Genomic DNA, 25,247 nt, shown 5'->3' on the forward strand with positions numbered 1-25,247 from the left:
AAATGGAAAGGAAGGCTGTGAAGGAGGTTGTGCCGGATCAGGTAGTACGCAAAACAGTAGAGGAATGGGCGATTGCCAAGCAGGTGCCAAGCGTATATCTGGCAGGCGTAAAGCAGCAGAAGAACTGGTCGAAAAATAAGATGCTGGAAGAGCGCGAGTTCGACACAGCATTGCGTGAGTTTTTGACGGCAGCTGCAGATGGGAGGAAAAGATGATATCAAGAGTGGAAGTAGATGTGAAAGATGGCGGTTCCGGGATTGGAGAACAGCGGATCAGCGGTGTACACGCAAAGGTTGGCATATCATCAAAAGTGACAGATCCGATTGAAGTGCGCAATACGATGGATACAGATCAGATCAGGAATCTGTTAGGCCAGTCACCGCTTGCAGATGCCTGTATTGATTCGATCGACGGTGGTGCACAGCAGATGTTTTGCTATCCGGTGGCTGCCACTACAGGTGGTAAACCGTCTGGGGTGATACATACCGGAACTGGAAAAGGAACCGTAACGGTGTCCGGTACAGGAATCAATGCGTATGATGTGGTTGTTCAGATCGTGGACGGAGGAGCTACGAATGAGGCGACGTTCACAGTCAGTACAGACGGAGGAAGCAGTCAATCAGACGAGATGACCGTGCCGCTGGAAGGAAACTATGAAATTCCGGATACGGGATTAACATTGGCGTTTGCGGCGGAGGCGGAAAACAAGTTTGCAGCTGGTGATACCTACGCGTTTACAGTGGCAGCACCGACAACAAGCAACGAAGCAATCTTGTCAGCTATGGAACGTGTTTATAAAAGCCATGCAAATATTGAGGCGGTGCATATTGTTGGTACAACTAACAAAGATCTGTGGGCGTCTTTGGAAGCAATGGCACAGACACAGGAGACGAATGCGGGGCGTCCATTGCTGATCGTTTGCGAGCAGAGATCAGCAGGAAATGATGAGGCTGTTACAGATTACATGGAGGCAATCGAGACAGACTGTAAATCAGCAGGACGTCACGTTGCAGTAGTACAGACATGGGCGCGGTTTAAAGGGATGGATGGACGTGTACGTGTGACGAACATGGCAGCCTATATTATGGGCATGATCGCACAGGCGAAAGAATCCACCAGCATCGCATATGTCAGGGATTTCCCGATTAGCGAGAGCAAGGTGCTGGAACTTGTACCGACAGGCATTGAGGATATGTATGAGGATCTGGATGCTGCAAGATATATTGCACTGCGCCGGTATCCGGGACGGGATGCATGGTATCTTGCAAGCTCTAACACCTGTGCGCCGGAAAACAGTGATTTCGCAACAATCGAGCATGCGCGTGTGATGTACAGACTGGTGCGCGAAGTGTATAAGCGTGCAACTGAATGGCTGAAAGCAGATTTTGACGCATCAGAGATTGAAACAGAGGCAGCGCCGGTACAGGCAGACCTGAATATCCCGGTTGAGGATGCGATTAAAGACCAGATCATCAGCAGCGGACAGGCGGTACTGCTTGATCCGGAGAGCCTGTTGACGGCACAGAAGATCCCGGTGCGGGTAAGCTATAAGCCGCGGGCGTATGCAAATGTGGTATCCCTGACTTTTATGGCAGGGGCGGTATCGTAGGAGGAGAACATGGCAAGGAAACAGTTTGTAAATGGAAAGGTATATGACTGGTCATCGATCACGATTGCGCTGTCCGGATGCCAGAATATTGAGCCGACATCCATTGACTATGAAGATAGCCAGGACAAAGAACTGGTTTATGGGCGAGGAGGAAATCCAAGAGGCTTTGGAACAGGAAACAAAAGTAACTCGGTGAAACTTGAGATGCTGCGCGAGGACTACAATACGCTGGTTGATGCATACCGGAATCAGGGTGGATTTTATAAGATCGTGATCCCAAAGATTACGGTATCGTATGCAGATGTCGGAGCAACGACCTGCACAGATGTATTAACGAATGTAACATTTACCAAACGCGGTGGTTTTGGTGGTAAGCAGGGCGATAAGTCTACAACGATTAGTCTTGAGGGTATCGCAATGGGCGGTATCTGTATTGACGGCGTAAACGCATAAGGAGGATATAGCAATGGGTTATTTTGAAGATCAGGAAATTTTATCAGAAAAAATGTCAAAACCGGTACAGCAGGATACCGGATATATGCAGCAGAATCCGGTTGAACCGATGATGGAGCAGTTGGAAACGTTTGAAGATCTGTGCAGAAAGTACGCAGATAAAGGGATGCGCGGAAAAATGTACATCGTCACAACAAATCTGTCTCAGGATGATGACATGGATCGGACGATGGAATTTTTATTCGCTGAGCCGAAAGCGGCATCTTATGACCGGTACGTAAAAACAGCATCGGTATCAAGCTCGAAGGCGATGCGGACATTTGTATTAGACAATATTTGTCAGGAGCAGCGCAAGGATCTGGAGAAACTGCTCAACGAGTTTCCGGCGATGGGAATCAGTCTTGGTGAAAAGCTCCTGTACATGCTGGGTTTATCGAAGACCACGACGGTGCGCCGCCTGTAAAATCCGCTGAAGAACGGATTGATGAGGCGGAGGAAGAAACAGAAAGCAGCCTGTACGATGCTGGACGGATCTTGATCTGTAAGTATCTGCCGAGCAGGATGATTCCGGATCTGGATCACGTAACACTGGGGGAATTTTACAGGCTGCTTGCATTGGCACGGCAAGCCCGGAAAATGTATCAAGATGATATAAAAATCGGGTTTGTTAATGCGATAAACCTTCTGTTCTCAGATGAAGGAGGATAAGGATATGGGAATGGACAGTGTATTGAAAGTATCCCTTGTCCTCGATATGGTTGATCGTTTGACCGGAAAAATGGGGAATGTAAACGGATCAATCGGAACTATGACACGATCATTTGCGGCAATGCAGAAAGCAGGTGCTGCAATGACTGGCATAGGGACAGGTATCGTGTCTGCCTGCGGTAAAGCAGTCACAGCAACTTTCGATACGCAGAATGCGTTGGGCGAGATTGCTTCCTTAGGTGTTCAGGATCTGCAGGTTATAGAGAGTGCTGCAAAAAATTTCTCGGACACTTGGGCTGGGACGACAAAAGCTGATTTTATTACTGCGTCTTATGATATTAAGTCCGGTATTGCATCGTTGACGGATGAAGGTGTTGCACAGTTTACAGAGTTGGCAGCGTTGACTGGTAAAGCAACCAAATCCACGACAGAAGAGATGGGATCGCTGTTTGCAACCGGATATGGCATTTATAAAGGCGCATACGAGGAAATGTCTGATCTTGAATTTGGCGAGATGTTTTCTGCTGGAATTGCAACTGCCGTAAAAAATTATAAGACAAGCGGATCTCAGATGGCTGGCGCAATCGGTATGCTTGGCGCGACGGCAACAAACGCACAGGTACCGCTTGAAGAACAGCTTGCAATTTTAGGTCAGTTGCAGACGACTATGTCCGGATCAGAGGCAGCGACAAAGTACAAATCATTCTTGAATACTGCCGCGAAAGCAGGAAAAGAACTTGGATTGACGTTCTTGGATTCCAACAATCAGTTGATGTCTATGCCGGACATATTGGAAACGTTACGTGGCAAATATGGAGATACTTTGGATGCTGTTGAAAAGCAACAGTTAAAGGAAGCTTTTGGTACGGACGAAGCGATTGCATTGATTGATCTTTTGTATCAGAATACGGATCAGCTGAAAACTGGGATTGATGATTTGCATGAATCCATGTCAAATGGCGTGGCTGTAACCGAAGAGATGGCTACTGCAATTAACAATACACCAGAACAAAAATTTCAGACTATGAAGCAGAAGATACATAATACAGCGGAAGAACTTGGAAAGGGATTGCTGCCGACTGTGAACAGTACAATGGATGTGATTGCTGGCGTGATCCAAAAAGGCAGTGATTGGGTTGCGGCAAATCAGGAGACAGTTGCATCTATCATGCATATCGTGGCGTACTTAGGGATATTCCTGATTGCTGCAGGTACATTGATTGCTGTGGTCGGTACAGTTGGACGTACGTTCAGCGGCCTTGGCGGTATTGTATCCAGTGTGAAAAAGGTATTCAGTGCAGGCGGTTTTTTGTCAGTATTAGGGCCATTTGCTTTGATTGCAGCGGCTGTCGCGGGATTAATTGCCTTGTTCCAAGCCTGTGGCGGTGATGTATCCAATCTACAGGGTATATTTAGCAATGTATTTGGTGCTATAAGTGGATTTGTCGGAAATGCATTGACATCTATCGGTACGTATCTGCCCGGTTTTTTGCAATTTGGCCTAGATCTCCTGTTTAATATTGTAAGTGGGGTTTTGTCTGGATTACCTGATATATTGATGTCAGGTGGACAGATCATAACATCATTGATAACCGGCATTTTACAGCAAATACCGGAGATTTTGACAGTAGCATCAGAAATAATGAATGGATTTTTGGCGATGATTGCAACAGCCCTGCCGGGGATAATTTTATCCGGTGGACAGATCATAACGTCATTGATAACAGGTATTGTACAGCAGTTTCCCGGGATAACTGCAGCTGCAGCGGAAACCATAAACGGATTTTTAACCATGATTGTTTCAGGATTGCCAGGGATACTGAGTGCTGGTGTACAGATGGTTGTCATGGTGCTAAACGGGATCATCCAAGCGCTTCCAGCTGTGATCCAATCTGGTATCCAACTTGTTTTAAGTCTGTTATCTGGCATTGTTCAGAACCTGCCGGCGATCTTGGCAATGGGTGTATCTTTGATCGGGCAGCTGCTGGCTGGTATTGGACAGGTACTCCCAAACTTAATATCAGGTGGTCTGGCCATTATTGGCAACATTATCAGCGGTATTTTACAGGCAATCCCAATGCTGCTTGGAATGATACCGGATTTGTTTAAGACAGTCGGTGATACTATTCTGAGCATTGACTGGATACAAATCGGCAGTAACCTGATAAATGGCATTAAGGATGGTTTTATGGATGGATTTCATAGCTTGGTGGATTCAGTAAAAGGTGCATGGGGCAGATTTACGGACTGGTTATCAGGAGGCGGCAAGGATGAGGAAATTGCAGAAACAGTCACGGTAACAGAACCAAAAACTGAAGTAGTTACTCCTGAAATAGCGACGGACTACAATTTGCCAGAGGTATCATTGCCCACTACGGTATCTACAGTCGAGGCTCCAGAGATTGCGTTTGATGCAAGCAAGTATCAAATCAGCGGTATGGAAGGCATGGAGGCGTTTGCAAATGGGGTACAATTAGGCGGCACAGAGGTGCAGGCTGCATTGGATAGTACGGCCGGAACGTCCATGGATAGTATTTTAGCGTCTTTGTCAAATGTAGATACATCAGGTGTGGCAGAAGCCGGAAGCAGCATTATGGCAAGTTTAGGGACGGGCATGGAAGCGTCAGCATCCAGTGCAGCAGCATCAGCACAGGATGCGATCAATCAGGCTATGGCGTCTGCAACAACGCCGGATGGTGGAACAGTTGGTTTTGATATTGATACAAGCAGTCTAAATTTGGCGGTTGGAGACGTAAATACTTCAGTTGCTTCGGCACAGCAGACAACGCAGGGCGGTGTCAGCGCGATGGAATCAGCATGGTCATCTGGGATGGGACATATACAGTCATCTGTATCAAGCAGTATGGCAAGCGTGAAATCTACGGTGACATCAGCTGCAAATCAGGCTGCATCAGCTGTACGTAATGCATTTGCAGGCATATCTGTAACCGTACCGGCACCGAAACTGCCCCATGTGACGGTATCATATTCCACGGTCGGATCAGGAGATGCAACTGCGCAAGTTCCGAACTTTGGTGTCAGTTATTATGCAAAGGGCGGTATCATGACCAGACCGACACTGTTTGGCATTAATGGCCGTAATGGTATGGTTGGTGGTGAAGCTGGTGATGAGGCGATCCTGCCGCTCGACACTTTATGGGGGCGAATGCAAGATGTTGTGTCTGCTGTGGTTGAGAATAAGGTGACGAAGCGGGATTCACGTAAATCATTAAGCAAGGAAGCAATATCAAAGCGCTCTGGTGGCACTACGTACAATAAGTATGATGTGCAGCTGAATGTTGATATTGATTCTATCGACAGCCTGAAAAAATTGAAAAACCTGCTTGATGAGTTGGATTCTACGGATGGAGATACACAGGCAGCGTAGGAGGTCAGGATGATATTCATTCAGGACAAGCATATAAAAGTCGGGAAGGATTACCTTCCCGGCATTGTAAAAAGTATCCGAATAACCGAAGAGGGAAAACTGGAAGATAAGAAAAAAGGAAAGAAGAAAGTATCGAACCAGCCTGCCGGATACGAGGCCGCGCAAGTAGAAATCGACTTATTTATCGAAGAGAATGCAACCTATGACTTTGAAAATATGATTCGATTTGTGCAGCGTTTATTTAAACGGTCAGGGCAAAAAAAACAGAAGAAATATAAACTTACGGCAGCAGAGATCAATGCACACGGAATCACGGAGGTATATTTTAACGGGATTAGTACCACAAAAGAAGAATCTCAAAGCTGGGCGGTGTGTACGTTATCGTTTGTTGCTCCTGCGATTGCCGGGTTGAAAGTGGTACGCACGAAGAAGCAGATAAAAACGCTTACGACAAAGACATCAAAGTCTAAAAAGAATGCAGATAAAAGTCCGGCAAAGAAACAGAAAAGTCAATCAGCAGCCAAAAAGAAAGCAAAAAAGCTCGTAAAGAAGTGAGGGTAAATGGAAATAAATCTGGAAGGGTTAGAGTTCCGGCTGACCTGTGGGGAATATCAGGTTACTGGAGGATTTGATGCAAAGTGGCAGTCAGATGATACGGATGCACCGGTATGGGCGAGACTATCATTATCAGAAGAATTGATACAAATCTTGAAAGATAATCCGGCTGACAGTTATGCATTAGAGATTGGAAATGACGCAGGTTATGAACTGCTTGTGTCTGGTCGTGGAACATTTACATCTGAGAGTACAGTGATCATCAAAGACGCTGAAGAAACTTCAGCAGAGCATATGACGGCATTTTTCTTAGACACTACCTTACAGGAAGCAGCACGATATCTGTTTACAGTGTTCGAAGTTAGTAAATACCAGATGACAAATACCGACTACGGACGCAGAAAGAACTTCCGGGTTGATGCAGCATCTTATCAGGAAGCCCTGCGGCAACTCAATGCCGTCTATCAGGCAGACATTACTTTTTATACGCAAAACGGATGTATCTATTATGGCGTACAGCCTGATCAGGATGGCTACTATCAGTTATCTGATGACAATGTTTTAGACATCGAAAGAAGTGGGGATATATGGGTGGCGGATATTATTCCTATTCCGGGAATCAAGCCGCGTCAAATCGTGCAATTATCCTGTGATGAATTTATAGGATCGGCACAGGTTATCTCCTGCACGATAGAAGGCAATGAAAGAGGCATTGATATGCGGATCAAATTCAGGGAGGCAGACGATGGGTGAACTCAAAACTTTTGTCAAAAAAATCGTTAGGGATATATTGAAAACAGAGTATCCGGCAATGGATAAGATGCACAGCATGATTGCAAGGATTATATGGGTGCAGCAGCAAAAAGGAACCTATCGTTATACAGTAAGATTGTTGGAGGACAATACAGAACTTCCGAATCTGGTATCTGACCAAGTTTATCAGACAGGGGAAGCTGTTATAATTCATTTTGTTGCAGGAAGCTATCCTTATATTATAGGACGGTGGTATGGATGAGATTGACAGGGACTGATGATGTTGATATCCGGTTAGACCGATACGGGCAGCCAATACCGGACAATAATGGAGATTGTGTGTTATGTAGTGGTATGAACTGTTGGATGCAAGATATATGGATCGAGATGCTGACGGATGAGGGGGAATTGCTTTGGGAAGATCAGGAAGGTATGCAGGCGTATGGATATAACCTTACGGACTACCTGAATGCGGAACAGGACGAATCTTTCAAGCAAGAAATTAGTGCTCAGATCGTTGGGAAAATGACAAAACGGGAATATATTGATGATGGGTCGATTAGCCTGACGACGGAAACATCAACGGAGAGCAAGTGGGCTGCACATGTCCAGTTTCGGGAATCCGATGGTCAGAATGTCAATATTGATATACGTTCCGATGGAAAGGAGATTTATGTCACATGATACCGGATAACATTATGGAGAAGATTATAAATGTTCCAGATGAATCTGAATACATGGAAGAATTGCAAACAAAACTTGCGGAAGAGGGATTTGTGATTACAAATTTTTCCAAGGGTGGTGTATTTTATGCGATCCTGCGGATTGTAGTGCATGGCATGCTGCAGCTGAAACAGCTAGCCGTTCAGATCGTTAATTCAGCGTTTATGGTGCATTGCCCGGATGATTGGGTGGAAATCCGAGCGGCAGATTATGCAAAATATCGCAAGGAGGGTATACCAACAAAAGGGTATGTGACAGTATATCGGCGTGATTACAGTTATCCTGTAAAAATCAAAAAGGGACATCCATTTATCACATCCAGAAATGCCGAGGGGGCATATTTTACATTTTATGCAGCCGAAGACACTGTGATGCCCGAAGGAGTCAGCGAATACAAAGTAATCGTTGAAGCGGAACAGCCGGGAGCTGCCTACAACGTGGAGCCGGGGACAATCTGTGAAACGCTTGTGTATATTGACGGCTATGATCACGTAAGAAACGAAGAAGACTGGATTGTCGAAAGTGGCACAGAAATCGAAGAGATTGAGTCCTTGCGGCAGCGCTGTTTGAACAGCCGGGCGGAAAATGCACGTCTGAATCCGGACAGGAAATTGCAGAGTATTGTGGAATCCATTAGTGGTGTGGTGACAGCGGATATTGACAGCCAAGCGCCACGAGGCGAAGGAACGGTTGATATTATTGTTACAGGCGCAGAAGGAACGGCGGATGAAGCACTGATCCAGAAGGTAAAGGCAGCAATTAAAGAAATGGAAGGCAGCTATGGAGACTATCTCGTCAAATCTGCGGAATCTGTTAAGCAGGACTTTGAACTGACGGTATACGTAGAGCAGGGAATCAGCGTTTCCGGATACGAGGATCAGATCCGCGCAGCTATCATGGATTTAATGGATGTAAGCAAGCGTAAAGAATTAAATACACTTTATCGGGATGCGATCATCGGGAAGTTAATATCTACAGTCCAAGGGTATAAAAAAACGGATATCACAGTACCGGCAGCGGATGTCATTGCTGAAAGGGGTAAGGTTATTGTGACAGGGGAAATCCACATCACTGTGAAAAATATCAGTTGACAGGAGATTGAGTATGTTTGATAGATTCAGGGATTATCTGTATTATCTATTGCCTTCGCCATTTATGCGACTGAAGAAAACAAAAAATCAGTGGTACATATTTTTTAAAGTAATCGGTGACGAATATGATAACGTGCAAGCAGAGCTGGAGCGTGCATTAGATCAAACGTCAGTAGTAACCTGCAACGTGGAGATGTTGCAGTATTACGCGCAGGACCGAGGAATGCATCGGTATCCGGATGAAGATGATGAAACATTCCGCAGCCGGATCGCAATGCAGGATGAAGTGGAAGCATTCGGAGGAACGAAAGCGGGAATTATTTTAGCAGCTAAAACATTGGGATATAACGATGTAGAGCACTTATGGTATCCGGATATTGGCTATCCGGATAAGTGGGCGCAGTTCCTTTTGCGGGTGGGGGTTCGAGATGACACGGAACATCCGGCAAACATCAGCATGTTGATTAGAGAGGTGCGAAAAGTAAAGGATAGCACTTCATTGGATAATTATATGTTATGCAATGTAGTGAACAGTGGAACGAAAATTGGGACGACTGTATCAGTGGTAAATTATATTGATTTAGGGGATATGTAGATATGATGACATACACAGAAATAGGGCTTGCTTTGATTACTGATGCAATAGCATCTGGTAAACAGGTAAGATTTTCGAAAATTGAATTAATTGCTGATCCAGAAAGATCCGCGAGAGAACTTATTCATAATGCAGATATTGCTTCGGTAGAAAAATATAATAATACAACGATAGATATTAAAGCTGTAACAGATAATTATAATTTTAAAAATGATTATTTTTTTAATCGTGTCAATGTATATGCAACGGGATCAGGTGGACAGGAAGTATTGTTTTGCTTCCAACATACAGCCACCTGTCCTGTTTATATACCGGCGTATGATGGCCGGACGATTCAGAACGAAATTAAAATCAGATTGACTGTTACATCGGCTGATGTAGTGGACATTGTCAATGATGGTGTATATGTTCTGAGAACTGATTTTGAGAAAGAATTAGCTAAAAAGATTAATACTGCTGATATCATTCAGGATGCGGATTCAGATGCCGTGGATAAAGTGGTATCGGCGGCTGTGGCGAAATATCTTAAGGAACAGATCGAAGATAAAATCGATAAATCGGCGATCATACAAAATGCTACTACGGCGGCCCTGGATAAAGTAGTATCGGCAGCAGTGGCAAAAAATTTACAGGATCAAATTACTGCACAAAACACGAAGTTAAATAATGCATTTCCAGCTGGCGACAAAATTCAGTCAACAGATGGCACTGTTATTGTCTACACAGCAAAAGCGAATAACTGGATGTTCTTACAGGGTACAACTGATGATTATACTTATATGCTATATTTCCATGAAAATGGTTTAAATGTGCGAAAAGTGGATAATGAAAACGGGAGTATTCTTTCGGAAAAAACTATTGTGACATTTTGATAAAATTCATGTTATATTCACGGTTTTTAAGCATTAATACCAACTTTTGCCCATAACACAGCAAAAGTATAAGCATTTCCAGATGTTAAGGCAGTATTGCATCTGATTGTGTAATAATCGCCTACAACAGCAATACTTTCTACAGCTACATCTGCTTGTCCAGTTGCTATGACTGAAAAGAGCAAATATCCAGATTGGTTTTTGGGAATATAGAAATAATTATTTTCAGTACCTGAAATACTTGTAACTGTAGTAATGAAATTCGTGTTTTGTAATGCAATTATTAATCATTATTTAGGTCAAGTGAACTGGCCAGAAAGGAAAAAATATGGAAAAAATTAAACTTGGCTCTGGAAAGGAGCTGGAACTTGTTATATGTGGCATCATTACGGACAGTAAAAAAGTAATAATTAAATTTCTTCCGGGTGAGGACAGCTTGGATATGCTGAATACACTGCTGATGTCAGAGGAAGAGACAACAAAAATGAAACTGTTATCTGAATCAGGTGACGAATTGGCTATTTACAATGGATATACACGGCTTGAGAGTATTGGACAGGAACTTAATGCAGTAATCAGATGCACGCAGGATGAAATACAGGAGCCGACCACAGGAAAGCTGGTGACTGCGGTATTGAGTAAGCAGGATGATACGGAAGTACGGTTGGATGCTATTGAAGCACAATTGACAGATACACAGATGGCATTATGTGAGATCTATGAAGGGATGGTATAAAATATGGTGAAGATATATTCAGAATTGATAAAAAAAGGACTTAAGAGTATTGAGGATGTTCCTATACGGATTAAAGAACAGGTAAAGCAGGTGTTGATCGAACTAGATTTGCCTGATTTGGCACAGTAGGCATACTAATAGCTCCGGAGGGAACCCCGGAGTTAAAAAAGGCGGTACATATGTCAGGCAGCGTACCGGCGATATGCTGCTTGAACATTCTGCTGACTAATATAACAGTAAATCTGTGTAGTCTTTAAATCAGCATGACCGAGGATTGTTGCAACGTCTTGTATATTAGCACCGCGGTCAAGTAGGTTTGTAGCAAGAGTACGGCGGTATCGGTGAGGGTGCACGTTTTCCACGCCAGCTCGCTTACCGATCTGTTTCAACGTAGTTTCAATCCCAGCTTTGGACAGGCGTTTATGTGGTGCCTTTAATCCTGCAAAGAGTGCAGGGTTACTGTCCGTTCTGGCATTAAGGTAGTCCTGAAGGTGCATAAGGGCAACGGGCGTAAGGTATATAGTACGTTCTTTATTTCCTTTGCCCAAGACAACCGCATCGCGGGTCAGGAAGTTGATATCAGACCGGTTGAGACGTACAATTTCCGAGACACGGCAACCGGAGGCATACAGAAATTCCAACAGGGCAAGATCCCGGGTAGAAGTGCAGGCCTGTTTCAGGCGTTCCATCTCTGGCCCAGTATACGGTTTTTTGACTACTTTTGTGTATTTGATCTGAGATAGGGCAGCGCATGGATTGCGCCCGATCAACCCTTCAGCAGAGAGCCAGTTAAAAAAGCTTGAGAAACAGCGTCGGATACCGTCAAGGGTACGATTGCTGACTTTACGGCAGCGCTTATAGTCTGCGAGGTAATACCGTAAATCATAAGTCGTAATTTCGTAAAGCGGTTTGCAAAGACTGTGAATCATTAAATAACAGGCATCCCGATACCTTTGCACGGTGGCTTCAGATTTGCCTTCTATGCGCTTCGTTGCGATAAATTTCGATAACATAGAATCGGGAGTATTATCAATTACAGTGACTTCGGTTGTACGTTCCTGAATCTCATAAGCATTAAGCTGTAGAGTGAGCGCATCCTGTACCGCTTGTAGTTGTTCATCAGTGAGAATGGCTCTCACAGACATAGATATGTTGTCAATTATAGTTGTGCGTAAATCCATAAAATCCCTCCTTTGACTCTATTTTAGTCGGTAGGAGAAGAGGGTGCAGTAAGATATTTACAAAACACGAATATGTTTGTCACAGGTGCCTTCTCTGGATCGTGGCTTCCAGGTTATATGATCAACGGAATGGGGTTTACCATAATAATCCCGAAACATTATAAGTCACACACATTAACCGTATCGTCTGCAAGAATATTCACACCCAGCTCCAATGAGTGGGCATCTACCGCAGTGTCATCCATAGTTGATATGCCAAACTGCTGGCGGGTTATTTTAAAAACAGACGCATCAATGGGGTTGACAAGCGGATATGCTTATATTGCTGACCTGGCGGGGCAGATAAAATAATAGCTATCCTACCTTTGACTTTAGGGGACAAATAACACTCGATGGAATAGTACAGGTAATCATCTCGTCCTGCCTGACGATTTTTATCATATGCGTGTTTGTCATGACAAGCACACAAATGACATTAAATACGTATCGGCAGATGCTGAGTTGACCGCCCATAACTTGCAGGCCAATCCAGCGCCAGTGCTAAGATATGGGGATGCAACAGCTGCGTAACCGCCTATGTTATCTGCTCGGCACCCTCCCAAAGGTATAATAATTTTTGCGCTTTGAGCGATTGCATTTTTACTGATATCAGCCAACGCGTAATATCCACCAAGCGTACCAGCGGACTCTTTGGTCGTAACAGATATACTTAATATATCTACCTGTTTAATTGCAATCTTCGTGTTTTGTAAACATATTACTTTCTATAATAATGCCCCACATTATTATGAAAGAAGGAATGTAATTATGGATAGTTTTATGAGTTGGATTGGAGGGAAAAAAGCACTTAGGAAGAAGATTGTCGAGCAATTCCCTGAACCTGGGATATATAATCGGTATATAGAAGTTTTTGGAGGTGCTGGGTGGGTGCTTTTTTATTCTGACAGCCATGCCAATATGGAAGTATATAATGATGTCAATGGGAATCTTATTAATCTGTTTCGTTGCATTAAATATCATCCAGAAGCTGTTCAGGAAGAGTTACAGTACATATTCATATCAAGAGAACAATTTTTTGATGCAAGAGAGCAGATCGAAATTAGAGGTATGACAGATATTCAAAAGGCAGCAAGGTTTTTTGTTCTGATTAAAGAGAGCTTTGGTACAGACCTGCGTTCATTTGGAATGCGTTCACGAAATATGGAAAAGGCAAAAGAGTATTTAAATGAAGTTGCTAAGAGATTGAATAAAGTGATTATTGAAAATCTCGATTTTCAAAAAATACTCAAAAATTATGATAAAAAAGACGCATTATTTTATCTTGATCCACCATATTATGAAACCGAGAAATATTATCCTGATAGATTCATGCCAGAAGACCATGAGAGACTAAAAGCGGCATTAGATAAAATCAATGGTAAGTTTATTTTGTCATATAATGATTGTAACTATATTAGAGAACTTTACAAAGACTATACGATTATTGAAGTGGATAGGATGAATAATCTTGTACAGAAAGAAGTAAAGCCGCGATATAGGGAACTTATTATTAAAAATTTTGTATAACGTTATTCGTTATAAAATATCAAAATAAATAATAATGCAACGAATTATGATAGTATCTATCAGGGGCATTATTATGGTTAGGATTCATTTATCAAAACTTCTTGGCGAACGCCGCATGTCTCAGCGACAATTATCAGAACTGACTGGAATACGACCCAATACCATTAATGAGTGGTACCATGAAATTGTGGTTAGTCTACGGGTGGAACACATTGATCGGATATGTGAAGTGTTAGGATGCTCTGTTAGTGATTTGATAGAAGTGGTACCGAATAGAATGCCAAAGACGGGTAAGCATCTGATAATTGAAGAGCATGGAAATCGGAAGAGGACAGAGAATGGGCGGTGAGAAATCACCGCCCATTCTCCGATTTGGAAAGGATATTTGTAATCAGAATAAATGTCAAAATCACACTAAATTTTAATAGAACTTTTTTGACACTTATTCTGAATATTTTTGACAAAAATTTTGGGCGGCTACATTTGAAAATCAAATCAGACAGCTGGAGAGGAAAGAGGACAGCACGAATATTGGCCTGGTAAACACAAAGCGTATGATGGAAAAAATGCATGGAACGTGTCGGACGGAAAATACGACGAAAATATTTCGGACAAAGCTTTGTTTTTTTAAAGTCGGGAGGGGGGGCTGAAAGGTGCTGAAGTTCTGAAAGCAATCATAAGTCTTGACCATATGCCTGCTGATATGTTAAAATACACAGTGGTTTCGTGTCGGATAATACGTGAAATTCAGGAGGGATAAAGCACGGATGGAGCATAACCATATAAAGATAAGAAACAAGACAACCCGTTTTCTGACGGCCAGTTTTATCGGGCTGGTGCTATTTAGCTCCATTGTCTTTGGTTTTCTGGCTTTGTTTATGAACAATAGAAGTGCGCAGACGATTCATGAGGTCGGTGAGTTGTATATGACCGGAATGGGTGAAGAGCTGTGCAAGCATTTTGAGACGACGATAGAATTGAGATTTCGACAGGTAGAGGGTCTGGTGGAGGTTGTGCAGCTGGAAGATGATGCCAATGCAGAAAAGCTGTATGAGGAGCTGATTTACAGAGCGCAGGTCAGAGATTTTGATTATCTGGCTATGTGTTCTGAGGATGGTACCTTTGATACGCTCTATGGGGAGTCGATTCAGGCGCTTAACCCGGAACCTTTCCTGGATGCTCTGAACAGAGGAGAGAAAAGAGTTGCGCTTGGATACGATTCCTCGGGCAATGAGGTGGTGCTTTTTGGAGTTTCAGCTGAGTATCCTATGAAAAATGGAGAAATGAGTACCGCAGTGGTGGCAGCTGTTCCGAAAAAGTATATCAGCGACACACTTTCTTTGGAGGATGAAGAGTCTTTGCTGTACTGCCATATATTAAGAAGAGACGGAAGTTTTGTGATCAGTAATTCCAATACAGAGCTGTTGGAGCATTTTGGAATTACTTTGTCGCATGATGGCACGGATAGTTCTGAGAAGACGCTGGCAGATTATCTGGAAGGGCTTGCGTCTGCGGCGGAGGAGGGAACTGCCTATTCCTCTATTATATCCTTGGAAGAAGGGCTGAGGCAGGTTTATGGAACACCGTTGCCCTTCTCAGAGTGGTATCTGATTATGGTGATGCCATACAGTGAGCTGGATGAGGCTGTGAACGGCTTAAGTGTTCAGCGTATGGTGGTGACTCTGGCAGCGTGCGGCGCAATACTTGTTTTGTTGATCCTGATTTTTATCCGGTATTTTGCACTGACGCGTCAGCAGCTTCAGGAGCTTGAGGAGGCCAGACAGACTGCTGTCGAGGCATCGAAGGCAAAAAGTGAATTTCTTTCTAATATGAGCCATGATATCCGCACACCGATGAATGCGATTGTAGGTATGACTGCGATAGCAGTGTCCCATATAGATGACCAGGAACAGGTATATAGCTGTCTGAAAAAAATTGCAATGTCGAGTAAGCATCTGCTGGGGCTGATCAATGATGTACTGGATATGTCAAAAATAGAAAGCGGTAAAATGACACTCACGATGGATCAGGTTTCCCTGCGTGAGGTTGTGGAAGGGCTTGTCAGCATTGTGCAGTCACAGGTAAAGGCCAAGAAACAAAGTTTTGACGTACATATTGAAAATATTGTGACTGAAAACGTCTATTGTGACAGTGTGCGTCTGAATCAGATATTGCTCAATCTTTTGTCGAATGCGACAAAATATACGCCGGAGGGCGGGGCAATTGAATTATGTATGATAGAAGAGGAGTCCCCCAAAGGCGAGGATTACGTCAGAATTCATATCAGAGTCAAGGATAATGGAATCGGAATGTCTCAGGAGTTCCTGAACAAAATATATGACTCCTACAGCCGTGCGGATGGCGCCAGAATCCACAAGACAGAGGGCGCTGGTCTTGGAATGGCGATCACAAAGTATATCGTAGATGCAATGCAAGGGAAGATCGAGATACGAAGCGAGCTTGGCAAGGGCACAGAGTTCCATGTCATTCTTGATTTTGAAAAAGCACAGATTGTGGAAGAGGATATGGTACTTCCGGCCTGGAATATGCTTGTGGTGGATGATGATGAATTGTTATGTCAGACTGCTGTGGATGCGTTAAAATCAATTGGGATCAATGCGGATTGGACATTGAGCGGTGAAAGCGCAATAAAAATGATAACAACGCATCATCAGAAGAGGGAAGAGTATCAGATTATTTTACTTGACTGGAAATTGCCTGGCATGGATGGTATTCAGGTGGCAAAAGAGATCCGGCAAAGACTTGGCGAAGAGATTCCGATTATTCTGATTTCAGCTTACGACTGGAGTGAGTTTGAGACAGAGGCGCGCGAAGCCGGGATCAGTGGATTTATCTCAAAGCCGTTGTTTAAGTCCACGTTGTTTTATGGACTGCGTCCGTTTGTGACAGGGCTTGAGTCGTCACAGGATGATGTACCGGAACAGGATAGTGCTCTGAAAGGACGGCGTATCCTCCTGGCTGAGGATAATGATCTTAACTGGGAAATTGCCAGCGAACTGTTGTCTGATCTTGGACTGGAGCTTGAATGGGCAGAAAACGGGCAGATCTGCTTAGAGAAATTCCAGGCGTCAAAAGTAGGATACTATGATGCAGTCCTTATGGATATCCGGATGCCAGTCATGACCGGTTATGAAGCCACAATAGCAATCAGGGGATTGAAGCGTTCCGATGCTTCTACGATTCCGATTATTGCGATGACAGCAGACGCTTTTTCAGAGGATATTCAGCATTGTCTGGATTGTGGCATGAATGCGCATGTCGCCAAGCCTATTGATATCGGCGAGATTGCCCGCCTGTTAAAAAAGCATCTGAATTAAAAAATTTTAAAATGGGACGGTCACACCCGGAAAAATGTATTCCTGATGTGACCGTCCCATTTGATTGATGGCAGAAGGAGCTGAAATGAAAAATAGTATTTATTCAGACAATTCCGCCCATTTTTCATACAGCATATCAAGTTTTTCCACAACTGAGGCTTTTTCATTGCTCAATTCAAGGCATTTAGCCATGTCGGTAAAAATTTCTTCTTTGGACATTAATGTGTCGATTTCTGCACTTCGTTTTTCTAAAGAAGCAATCTGGTCTTCTGTTTTTTTCAGTTCGTTCTGGCGTTTGCGTTCTTTGGCCTGTTCTTCTTTCTGGCGTGCCCAGCTTTCGCGCGAAGAGGCTGTATCTGGTTGCTGACTTCCAGGATTGGAAGGCGTCGGGGCGTATACTTTTGTCAGTTCCTCCGCTTTTTCCAGATAATAATCATAATTGCCGATATAATTGATCACAGTCTGATTTTTCAGTTCGAGGATACGGGAGGCAGTCTGATTGATAAAGTATCGGTCATGGGATACGTACAGGACCGTTCCGGAATAATTACGTATGGCTTCCTCAAGGATTTCCTTTGAGGTAATATCCAGATGGTTTGTCGGCTCATCGAGAATCAGGAAGTTTGATTTTGAGAGCATGAGTTTTGCCAGAGCAAGACGTCCGCGTTCTCCGCCGCTCAGATCATGAATACGTTTGAACACATCATCACCGGTGAACAGAAAAGCAGCCAGAATGTTGCGGATTTCTGTTCCTGTCATGTCCGGATAAACGTCAGAGATTTCTTCGACAAGCGTTTTATCCATATGGAGAAGCTGATGTTCCTGATCGTAATAGCCGATATGTACGCGGCTTCCCAGTGTGAAAGCGCCGGCATCGGCTGCTTCCAGTTCGTTTAAAATTTTCAGGATCGTGGTTTTACCTGTACCATTATCACCGATAATTGCGACTTTTTCACCGCGGCTGATCGTAAAATTCAAATCAGAGAAAAGCAGGTTCCCCGGAAAGGATTTGGCAAGATGTTCTACCTTGAGTACGTCGTTTCCGCTTGTGATCTGAGGGGAAAAATGAAGATGCATATCTGCGCGGATTTCCACCGGCTTTTCAAGCACTTCGATTTTTTCAAGCATTTTTTCACGGCTCTCGGCGCGTTTGATTGATTTCTCACGATTAAAAGATTTCAATTTGGCGATGACCGCTTCCTGGTGTTTGATTTCTTGCTGTTGGTTGAGGTAGGCCTTCCACGCTGTTTCACGAAGCTGTGCCTTTTTTTCAGCATAATCCGTATAATTTCCGGAAAAGGAGGTGATACGGCCATTGTCCAGTTCGATGACTTTCGAGACTACCTTGTTCAGGAAATAGCGGTCGTGTGCGACGATGAGTACAGCGCCGCTGTAGTTCAGAAGATACGTCTCCAGCCATGCAATAGAGGTCAGATCCAGGTGGTTGATCGGCTCGTCCAAAAGCAGGAGATCCGGTTTGGATAAAAGTAACCGTCCAAGAGCTACCCGTGTTTTCTGCCCGCCGGAGAGCGTGCAGATCTGTTTGGAAAAATCTTCTTCCAGAAAACCAAGACCTTTGAGGACACCAGTTACTTCACTTTGCAGCGCATAGCCGTTTTGATGTTCAAATTCCATAGAAATGCGGTTGTATTGTTCCATAAGCGCTTCCAGCTCAGTACCAGAAAGATGTTTCATTTCCTGCTCCATGGCGCGCAGACGCTGCTCCATTCTAAGAACGTCCTGTTTTACCGAGAGAAGTTCCTCATAGATCGTGGCAGTGCTGTTTACGTCCTGATGCTGTGCCAGATAGCCGATCGTTTTTCCACGTGAGAGTGCCACCGTGCCGCTGTCCGGTTCAAATTCGCCGATGATCATCCGCAAAAGAGTTGTCTTGCCAGCACCATTGATTCCTACAACAGCGACTTTTTCGTGTTCCTCGATATGGAAAGAGCCGCCGGAAATAATCACATCTGTACCGAAGGCTTTTGTTATATTCTGACATGAAAGTATCATAAGTTTACTCCTTATATATAGAATCTCTTTTTATTATAACGAAAATTGAAAAAAAGACAATATTTGGATACTTGATTGACATAAAATTCATGGTTTAGTATAATAACTCTATATGTAAAAGATGAAAGAGGCGTAAAAAGTGGACGAACATGGAATCTCAAAAGTAGTAGTGAAACGGTTGCCGCGGTATTATCGGTATCTTGGTGATCTTCTGGAGGCAAAGGTTGAACGCATTTCATCGAATGAACTGAGTGATATGATGAATGTGACTGCTTCACAGATTCGTCAGGATTTGAATAATTTTGGAGGATTTGGCCAGCAGGGGTACGGATACAATGTAAAATATCTTCACAGTGAGATTGGAAAGATTCTTGGTCTTGACAAGACGTACAATATGGTTATCATAGGAGCCGGAAATCTGGGACAGGCTTTGGCTAACTATGTCAAATTTGAAAAGCGGGGTTTTCTGGTAAAAGGTATTTTCGACGTAAATTCCAGACTGCGCGGAGTGTCAGTTCGTGGCATTGAAATCCGCATGATAGAAGAGCTTCCGGAGTTTATAGAAGAAAATCAGATTCAGATTGCCGCGCTTACGCTTCCCAAAAGCGGGGCAGAGTCGGTAGCTCCAATGCTGGTTGAAAACGGTGTGAAAGCGATCTGGAATTTTGCGCATACGGATCTTCATCTACCAAAGGATGTCGTTGTGGAGAATGTCCATTTATCAGAGAGCCTGATGCAGCTTTCTTATAAGCTGACACATGCAGAAAAACGATAAGCGATTTGTGAGAGCGAGAGGTCACTGAAACGGACGGAGCATGATAAAACGCGCAAAAACGGGGTTTCGAGGCAAACAAGTCCCCTATTTTGTATATTTTATCATGGTTCTGATTTTGAAATTGTGTTTCGAATCAATCATAAATATATAGTGAGCGGAGAGGCTTGAAAAGGCCTTTGGCGTTTAGGGCCTGTATAGCATGGACGGGGGCAGTTTATACTTCTCGTGCCGTGAAGTATACAGGTTTTTGTATATATAGATGTTAAGAAGGGACTTATTATGGAATTTCTGGTGAATGCATTGCAAATGAAAAAATACGACAGTGGTACCATACAGCAACTCGGAATTCCTGCGCTTGTTTTGATGGAGCGGGCTGCGTTGTGTGCGACGGAGGAGATGGAGCGGGAGGGATATCTGGAAGGACAGGTTTTAGTCGTATGCGGAGCCGGGAACAATGGTGGGGATGGGTTTGCTGTTGCGAGGCTGCTTGTACAGCGCAGTGTGGACGTTACGGTAGTTTTTGTCGGAAAAGAAGAGGCTTTGTCAGAAGAAGCAAGAATTCAGAAGAAAATTTGTGAAAATTGTGGAATAAAAATCAGCACCAATTTACACATGCGTGAATATACTACTATAGTAGATGCCATTTTTGGCATTGGACTTTCCCGAAACATAGAAGGACCGTATCTAGAGCTGATTGAGTGGATCAATCGGCAGTCGTCTCATGTTGTGGCAGTGGATATTCCTTCGGGTGTTTCTGCCGATACCGGACAGGTTTTGGGAACGGCAGTTCGGGCTGATTTGACGGTAACGTTTGCTTACCGCAAAATGGGGCAGTTGTTATATCCGGGCGCTTCTTATTGCGGCAAAATTGTCTGTCGTGATATTGGGATATCGGCACAGTATTTTACGGGAGAAGAAAATCCATCCAATGTTTTTACTTATACAAAGGAAGATCTGTCATACATTCCAAAGCGAAGACCTTATTCCAATAAAGGGTCGTACGGGAAGGTACTTCTGATCGCGGGAAGCAAAGGAATGAGCGGTGCTGCATGTCTTGCCGCGCGGGCAGCGTATCGGACGGGATGTGGCCTTGTCAGAGTATTTACCCCGGAAAGTAACCGCCAGGTGATTCAGACGTATCTGCCGGAGGCGATTGTAACTGTATGGGAAGGAGATTCTTTTCCAGAGCAGGAGCTGATGGCAGCGCTTGCATGGTCGGATGTGGCTGGGATTGGTCCGGGGGTTGGTACGGGAGAGATACAGAGAGAAATACTGACACATGTTCTTACACAGTATGATAAGCCTCTGGTGATTGACGCCGATGGGCTGAACCTTCTGGCAAAAGAGACAGAGATTCTGAAAAAGGTGCGTTCGCCGGTTATTCTGACGCCGCATGTCGGCGAAATGGAACGGCTGATCGGTATGAATAAAGAAGAATTTCTGAAGGATATTGTAAATACAGTTTGCGAATTTGCAAAAGAATACAAGGTGATCTGTGCCCTGAAAGATGCGAGAACAGTTGTGTCGGATGGGGCAAGCATATATGTGAATACATCCGGAAACAGCGGCATGGCGACCGGGGGTTCGGGGGATGTACTGACCGGAATTGTTTTGGGGTTGCTTTCACAGGGAATGTCACCGTTTGAGGCGGCATCTGTGGGCGTATATTTGCATGGCCTTGCGGGAGATGAAGCGCGCAGGAAATCTAGTGCGTACGGTATGCTTGCCGGAGATATTGCAGAGGAGGTCGGTGTGGTATTAAAGGCAGCAGATGTGACGGCGGAGAAGGCAGAGCTGTGAAGGAATATTAAATTGCCAGAAATACAAAAATAAAGAACAGGGATAAAAACACAGAACGGACAGAATACCGGAAACAGGAACAGAAAGGCCAGGGCAGGGTATGGAAAAACACGGAAGGATGACCGCATATATCCACATGGATGCAATTGCGGAGAATTTCAGCAATATGAAAAAAAATCTGAGGCAGGACACGCAGATGGTGGCAGTCATAAAGACGGACGGGTATGGGCATGGCGCGGTTCCGATTGCGCAGATGACGGAGGCGTATGACTATATTTGGGGATTTGCAGTGGCGGCTGTCTCGGAGGCCAGGGAATTAAGAGAGGCCGGAATTAAAAAACCGGTGCTGATTTTGGGCTATACCTTTGAGGAAGATTATGAGTGGATGGCGACAAATAGTATTCGTCCGGCTGTTTTTACATATGAAATGGCACAGGCATTTTCCGATGCAGCCGGGAAGGCAGGTGTCTGTGCTCCGGTCCATGTGGCGGTGGATACGGGAATGTCCAGGATTGGTGTGACCTGTGACGGGCCAGGGGCAGACCTGGCAGAGCAGATTGGTCGTTTGCCGGGGCTTTTTATAGAAGGTGTTTTTACACACTTTGCGAAGGCAGATGAAACGGATAAAACCTTTACGAAGACTCAGATTGAACGATTTGCAGCATTTTGCGCTGACCTGAAAAAACGGGGATTTGAGAAACTGATCAGGCATTGCTCCAACAGCGCGGGGATTCTTGAGATTCCTGAGGCAAATATGGATATGGCGAGAGCCGGAATCAGTATTTATGGCATTTATCCATCGAATGAGGTGAACCGGAAGTTCGTAAAGCTGTGTCCGGCCATGGAATTAAAATCTCATATTGTGTACGTGAAGACAATAGAACCGGGAACTTCGGTCAGTTATGGCGGAACATTTACTGCGGAAAAAGAAATGAAGATTGCGACCATTCCGGTTGGCTATGGGGACGGCTATCCACGAAGCCTGAGCAACAAAGGATATGTTTTGATAGGTGGAAAACGCGCGAAGATTCTGGGACGCGTATGTATGGATCAATTTATGGTGGATGTTACTGGACTGGACGTGCACGTGTTGGATGAGGTGACGCTACTTGGACGTGATCAGGATGAGGAGATTACGCTGGAGGAGCTGGATCAGCTGTCGGGAAGATTTCCTTATGAGTTTGTTTGCGATATCGGAAAAAGGGTTCCAAGGAAATATATCAGATAAGAGTGAAGGAATCATTTTTGAATGAATCAGGTTGTCTGAAAAATATTTCACATAGGTGTATATACAGAAGAAACAGGGAAATACTGAGAATATAAAGAGTACAAAAATCCTTGTATCGGAGTGTGAATTGTGTGAATATTAGAAGAGGAGACATTTTTTATGCGGATCTGCGTCCGGTAGTCGGATCAGAACAGGGCGGTGTGCGTCCGGTGCTGATTATTCAGAACAACATTGGCAACCGACATAGCCCTACCGTAATCTGTGCCGCGATTACTTCGAAGATGAACAAGGCGAAGCTGCCTACCCATGTGGAAATAGAAGCAGGAAAATATCAGATTGTAAAGGATTCCGTCATTCTTCTGGAACAGCTTCGGACAATCGACAAACGCCGTCTCAGGGACCGGGTGTGTCATTTGGATGAGCCTTTGCTTTCTAGGGTTGACAAGGCACTTCAGGTGAGTCTGGAACTGATTACATAAGTTTCCGGGGATTTCAATTCTTGACGAATGATAGGGAAAATGCTATATTGAATTAATGTATCTGATGATGTATCCGAATTTGAAGGAGTTATATACTTTATGGATAGTGATGCGGGGTATCTATCAGGGGCCGCACTTTTAATTCTTTTATTGTTATTTGATTTTATTATGACTGCATTTGCTTCCGCGCTGCACCATATATCGGACACAGAGCTGCAGCCTGCTTTTTCAGAGCAGGAGAAACCTCCGGACGAGATATCAGCGCTGCGCGAGCAGTCTGTAAGGCTGAAGCATACATGCTGGCTGCTCCATGCTGTTACATATGTTGGAGCAGGATTTTTTTGCAGCCGTTTGTCGGAGCGTGTTTCTCCTTGGTTTCTGCTCCCGGCGCTGATGATTCTGTTTTACCTTGCGGGAAATTCCGTACCGGAGATGCTGGGACGCAAAAATGCCATACACTGGGTTATGCGCCGTTATCGTCTGGCTGGGAGGATTCTTGCGCTTTTATCGCCGTTTACCTTTGTGATGACAGCCCTCTCTGACGCTTGCGTGCGTCTGCTTGGCATTGATCCGCGTTCTCTTGAACAGGAGGTCACGGAAGATGAGATCATCTCCATGGTAAATGAAGGCCATGAGCAGGGGGTCCTTGATGCGAGAGAGGCAGAGATGATCCAGAATATTTTTGAGCTGGATGACAAAAATGCAGGCGATATCATGACGCACCGGAAAAATATTATCGGCATTAGCGGAACCACGAATCTGCGGGATGCGATTTCATTTATGGTAGGTGAGCCTGTTTCGCGTTTTCCGGTTTATGACGGAAGTATTGAGTATATTACAGGGATTCTGCATTTTAAAGATGCGATGAAATTCCACACGATGGAGAAATACGACAGCTGGCTGATCAAGGATATACCGGGATTGCTTCGTACAGCCCGTTTTATTCCGGAAACGAGAGGAATCAACCTTTTATTCCGCAGCATGCAGGCAGAGCATTTGCAGATGGTGATCGTCGTAGATGAATACGGAGAGACTGCAGGACTTGTGGCGATGGAAGATATCCTTGAGGAGATTGTCGGGAATATTCAGGATGAATACGACAGAGATATCCAGCTTATCCGTGGAGATGCGGACAGCGGCTATCTGATGGATGGCATGGCTCCGCTTGATGAAGTGAAGGATACGCTTGAAATTACGCTGGAAGACGAGGAATACGATACTTTGAACGGAATGCTGATTTCCAGACTGGATCGAATCCCGGCAGACGGAGAACGGTTTGAAATTACGGCATACGGTTATCTGTTCCAGATATTAAAGGTAGAAAACAAGATGATACGTCTTGTGAGAATAACAAAATCTAAGGAAGAGGAAAAGGAGTGACATT

General features: G+C 44.3%; 24 protein-coding genes. 22 read left to right on the forward strand and 2 right to left on the reverse strand.

Translation table 11 applies throughout. The features are described from left to right. Nucleotides 1-2: 2 nt before the first annotated feature. From AC6I2O_RS09750 to AC6I2O_RS09815, 14 genes are all read left to right on the forward strand, one after another. On the forward strand, nucleotides 3-215 hold the full coding sequence (locus tag AC6I2O_RS09750) for a hypothetical protein (RefSeq protein ID WP_497742540.1): 213 nt from the start codon (nucleotides 3-5) through the stop codon (nucleotides 213-215). Beyond that, the gene (locus AC6I2O_RS09755; RefSeq protein WP_497742541.1) at nucleotides 212-1,609 is read left to right on the forward strand and encodes a DUF2586 family protein; all 1,398 of its coding nucleotides are present in this window, start codon (nucleotides 212-214) and stop codon (nucleotides 1,607-1,609) included. The genes AC6I2O_RS09750 and AC6I2O_RS09755 overlap by 4 nt, the downstream gene beginning before the upstream one ends. A gap of 9 nt (nucleotides 1,610-1,618) precedes the next feature. Then, the gene (locus tag AC6I2O_RS09760; protein ID WP_120392339.1) at nucleotides 1,619-2,062 is read left to right on the forward strand and encodes a hypothetical protein; all 444 of its coding nucleotides are present in this window, start codon (nucleotides 1,619-1,621) and stop codon (nucleotides 2,060-2,062) included. Nucleotides 2,063-2,075: 13 nt separating this feature from the next. Further along, the gene (locus tag AC6I2O_RS09765) at nucleotides 2,076-2,525 is read left to right on the forward strand and encodes a DUF6848 family protein (protein ID WP_497742542.1); all 450 of its coding nucleotides are present in this window, start codon (nucleotides 2,076-2,078) and stop codon (nucleotides 2,523-2,525) included. 249 nt (nucleotides 2,526-2,774) lie between these two features. Further along, complete coding sequence (locus AC6I2O_RS09770) at nucleotides 2,775-6,158, forward strand: phage tail tape measure protein (protein WP_497742543.1); 3,384 nt, start codon at nucleotides 2,775-2,777, stop codon at nucleotides 6,156-6,158. A gap of 9 nt (nucleotides 6,159-6,167) precedes the next feature. Next, entirely contained in the window at nucleotides 6,168-6,713 is a 546-nt protein-coding gene (locus AC6I2O_RS09775; RefSeq protein ID WP_497742544.1) for a hypothetical protein, read from the forward strand. A 6-nt stretch (nucleotides 6,714-6,719) separates the two neighbouring features. After that, nucleotides 6,720-7,466 (forward strand): hypothetical protein, encoded by a 747-nt coding sequence (locus tag AC6I2O_RS09780; protein ID WP_497742545.1) that lies wholly within the window; start codon nucleotides 6,720-6,722, stop codon nucleotides 7,464-7,466. Beyond that, on the forward strand, nucleotides 7,459-7,728 hold the full coding sequence (locus AC6I2O_RS09785; RefSeq protein WP_120392335.1) for a hypothetical protein: 270 nt from the start codon (nucleotides 7,459-7,461) through the stop codon (nucleotides 7,726-7,728). Before AC6I2O_RS09780 ends, AC6I2O_RS09785 begins: the two co-directional genes overlap by 8 nt. Then, nucleotides 7,725-8,150 (forward strand): DUF2634 domain-containing protein, encoded by a 426-nt coding sequence (locus AC6I2O_RS09790; protein WP_120392334.1) that lies wholly within the window; start codon nucleotides 7,725-7,727, stop codon nucleotides 8,148-8,150. Before AC6I2O_RS09785 ends, AC6I2O_RS09790 begins: the two co-directional genes overlap by 4 nt. Beyond that, nucleotides 8,147-9,280 (forward strand): baseplate J/gp47 family protein, encoded by a 1,134-nt coding sequence (locus AC6I2O_RS09795; RefSeq protein WP_497742546.1) that lies wholly within the window; start codon nucleotides 8,147-8,149, stop codon nucleotides 9,278-9,280. Before AC6I2O_RS09790 ends, AC6I2O_RS09795 begins: the two co-directional genes overlap by 4 nt. Before the next feature lie 13 nt (nucleotides 9,281-9,293). Then, nucleotides 9,294-9,875, forward strand: coding sequence for a phage tail protein (locus AC6I2O_RS09800; RefSeq protein WP_497742547.1), 582 nt, complete (start codon nucleotides 9,294-9,296; stop codon nucleotides 9,873-9,875). Between the two features lie 2 nt (nucleotides 9,876-9,877). After that, nucleotides 9,878-10,747, forward strand: coding sequence for a hypothetical protein (locus AC6I2O_RS09805; RefSeq protein WP_497742548.1), 870 nt, complete (start codon nucleotides 9,878-9,880; stop codon nucleotides 10,745-10,747). 328 nt (nucleotides 10,748-11,075) lie between these two features. Continuing rightward, nucleotides 11,076-11,483: a hypothetical protein gene (locus AC6I2O_RS09810; protein WP_497742549.1), complete on the forward strand. Its 408-nt coding sequence runs from the start codon at nucleotides 11,076-11,078 to the stop codon at nucleotides 11,481-11,483. Nucleotides 11,484-11,486: 3 nt separating this feature from the next. After that, complete coding sequence (locus AC6I2O_RS09815; RefSeq protein WP_497742550.1) at nucleotides 11,487-11,612, forward strand: CD1375 family protein; 126 nt, start codon at nucleotides 11,487-11,489, stop codon at nucleotides 11,610-11,612. A gap of 53 nt (nucleotides 11,613-11,665) precedes the next feature. Here the strand turns inward: AC6I2O_RS09815 and AC6I2O_RS09820 are convergent, their stop codons facing one another. After that, nucleotides 11,666-12,664, reverse strand: a complete 999-nt coding sequence (locus tag AC6I2O_RS09820) for a tyrosine-type recombinase/integrase (protein WP_497742551.1) — start codon at nucleotides 12,662-12,664, stop codon at nucleotides 11,666-11,668. Nucleotides 12,665-13,471: 807 nt separating this feature from the next. Here AC6I2O_RS09820 and AC6I2O_RS09825 point away from each other — a divergent pair. From AC6I2O_RS09825 to AC6I2O_RS09835, 3 genes are all read left to right on the forward strand, one after another. Then, on the forward strand, nucleotides 13,472-14,230 hold the full coding sequence (locus AC6I2O_RS09825) for a DNA adenine methylase (RefSeq protein ID WP_120393876.1): 759 nt from the start codon (nucleotides 13,472-13,474) through the stop codon (nucleotides 14,228-14,230). A 73-nt stretch (nucleotides 14,231-14,303) separates the two neighbouring features. Then, nucleotides 14,304-14,579, forward strand: a complete 276-nt coding sequence (locus AC6I2O_RS09830) for a helix-turn-helix domain-containing protein (RefSeq protein WP_120393875.1) — start codon at nucleotides 14,304-14,306, stop codon at nucleotides 14,577-14,579. A gap of 418 nt (nucleotides 14,580-14,997) precedes the next feature. Further along, nucleotides 14,998-17,568, forward strand: coding sequence for a response regulator (locus AC6I2O_RS09835; protein ID WP_497742552.1), 2,571 nt, complete (start codon nucleotides 14,998-15,000; stop codon nucleotides 17,566-17,568). A 99-nt stretch (nucleotides 17,569-17,667) separates the two neighbouring features. On the opposite strand, the gene AC6I2O_RS09840 is transcribed toward AC6I2O_RS09835, so the two are convergent. Continuing rightward, the gene (locus AC6I2O_RS09840) at nucleotides 17,668-19,581 is read right to left on the reverse strand and encodes an ABC transporter ATP-binding protein (RefSeq protein ID WP_497742553.1); all 1,914 of its coding nucleotides are present in this window, start codon (nucleotides 19,579-19,581) and stop codon (nucleotides 17,668-17,670) included. Nucleotides 19,582-19,720: 139 nt separating this feature from the next. Between AC6I2O_RS09840 and AC6I2O_RS09845 the strand changes: the two genes are divergently transcribed. The 5 genes from AC6I2O_RS09845 to AC6I2O_RS09865 all read left to right on the forward strand — a co-directional run bounded on the left by AC6I2O_RS09845 (nucleotide 19,721) and on the right by AC6I2O_RS09865 (nucleotide 25,243). Beyond that, complete coding sequence (locus AC6I2O_RS09845) at nucleotides 19,721-20,356, forward strand: redox-sensing transcriptional repressor Rex (protein ID WP_120391659.1); 636 nt, start codon at nucleotides 19,721-19,723, stop codon at nucleotides 20,354-20,356. 279 nt (nucleotides 20,357-20,635) lie between these two features. Further along, the gene (locus AC6I2O_RS09850) at nucleotides 20,636-22,156 is read left to right on the forward strand and encodes an NAD(P)H-hydrate dehydratase (RefSeq protein ID WP_497742554.1); all 1,521 of its coding nucleotides are present in this window, start codon (nucleotides 20,636-20,638) and stop codon (nucleotides 22,154-22,156) included. A gap of 118 nt (nucleotides 22,157-22,274) precedes the next feature. Continuing rightward, nucleotides 22,275-23,384: an alanine racemase gene (gene alr / locus AC6I2O_RS09855; protein WP_497742969.1), complete on the forward strand. Its 1,110-nt coding sequence runs from the start codon at nucleotides 22,275-22,277 to the stop codon at nucleotides 23,382-23,384. Nucleotides 23,385-23,515: 131 nt separating this feature from the next. Continuing rightward, a complete protein-coding gene (locus AC6I2O_RS09860; protein WP_120391662.1) occupies nucleotides 23,516-23,863 on the forward strand; it encodes a type II toxin-antitoxin system PemK/MazF family toxin in 348 nt (115 codons plus the stop codon). Nucleotides 23,864-23,962: 99 nt separating this feature from the next. Further along, nucleotides 23,963-25,243 carry a hemolysin family protein gene (locus AC6I2O_RS09865; protein ID WP_120391663.1) on the forward strand — a complete coding sequence of 427 codons (1,281 nt, stop codon included), beginning with the start codon at nucleotides 23,963-23,965 and terminating at the stop codon, nucleotides 25,241-25,243. The last annotated feature ends 4 nt before the right edge of the window (nucleotides 25,244-25,247 follow it).

It is taken from the genome of Blautia sp. St.27G3 (assembly GCF_059728505.1).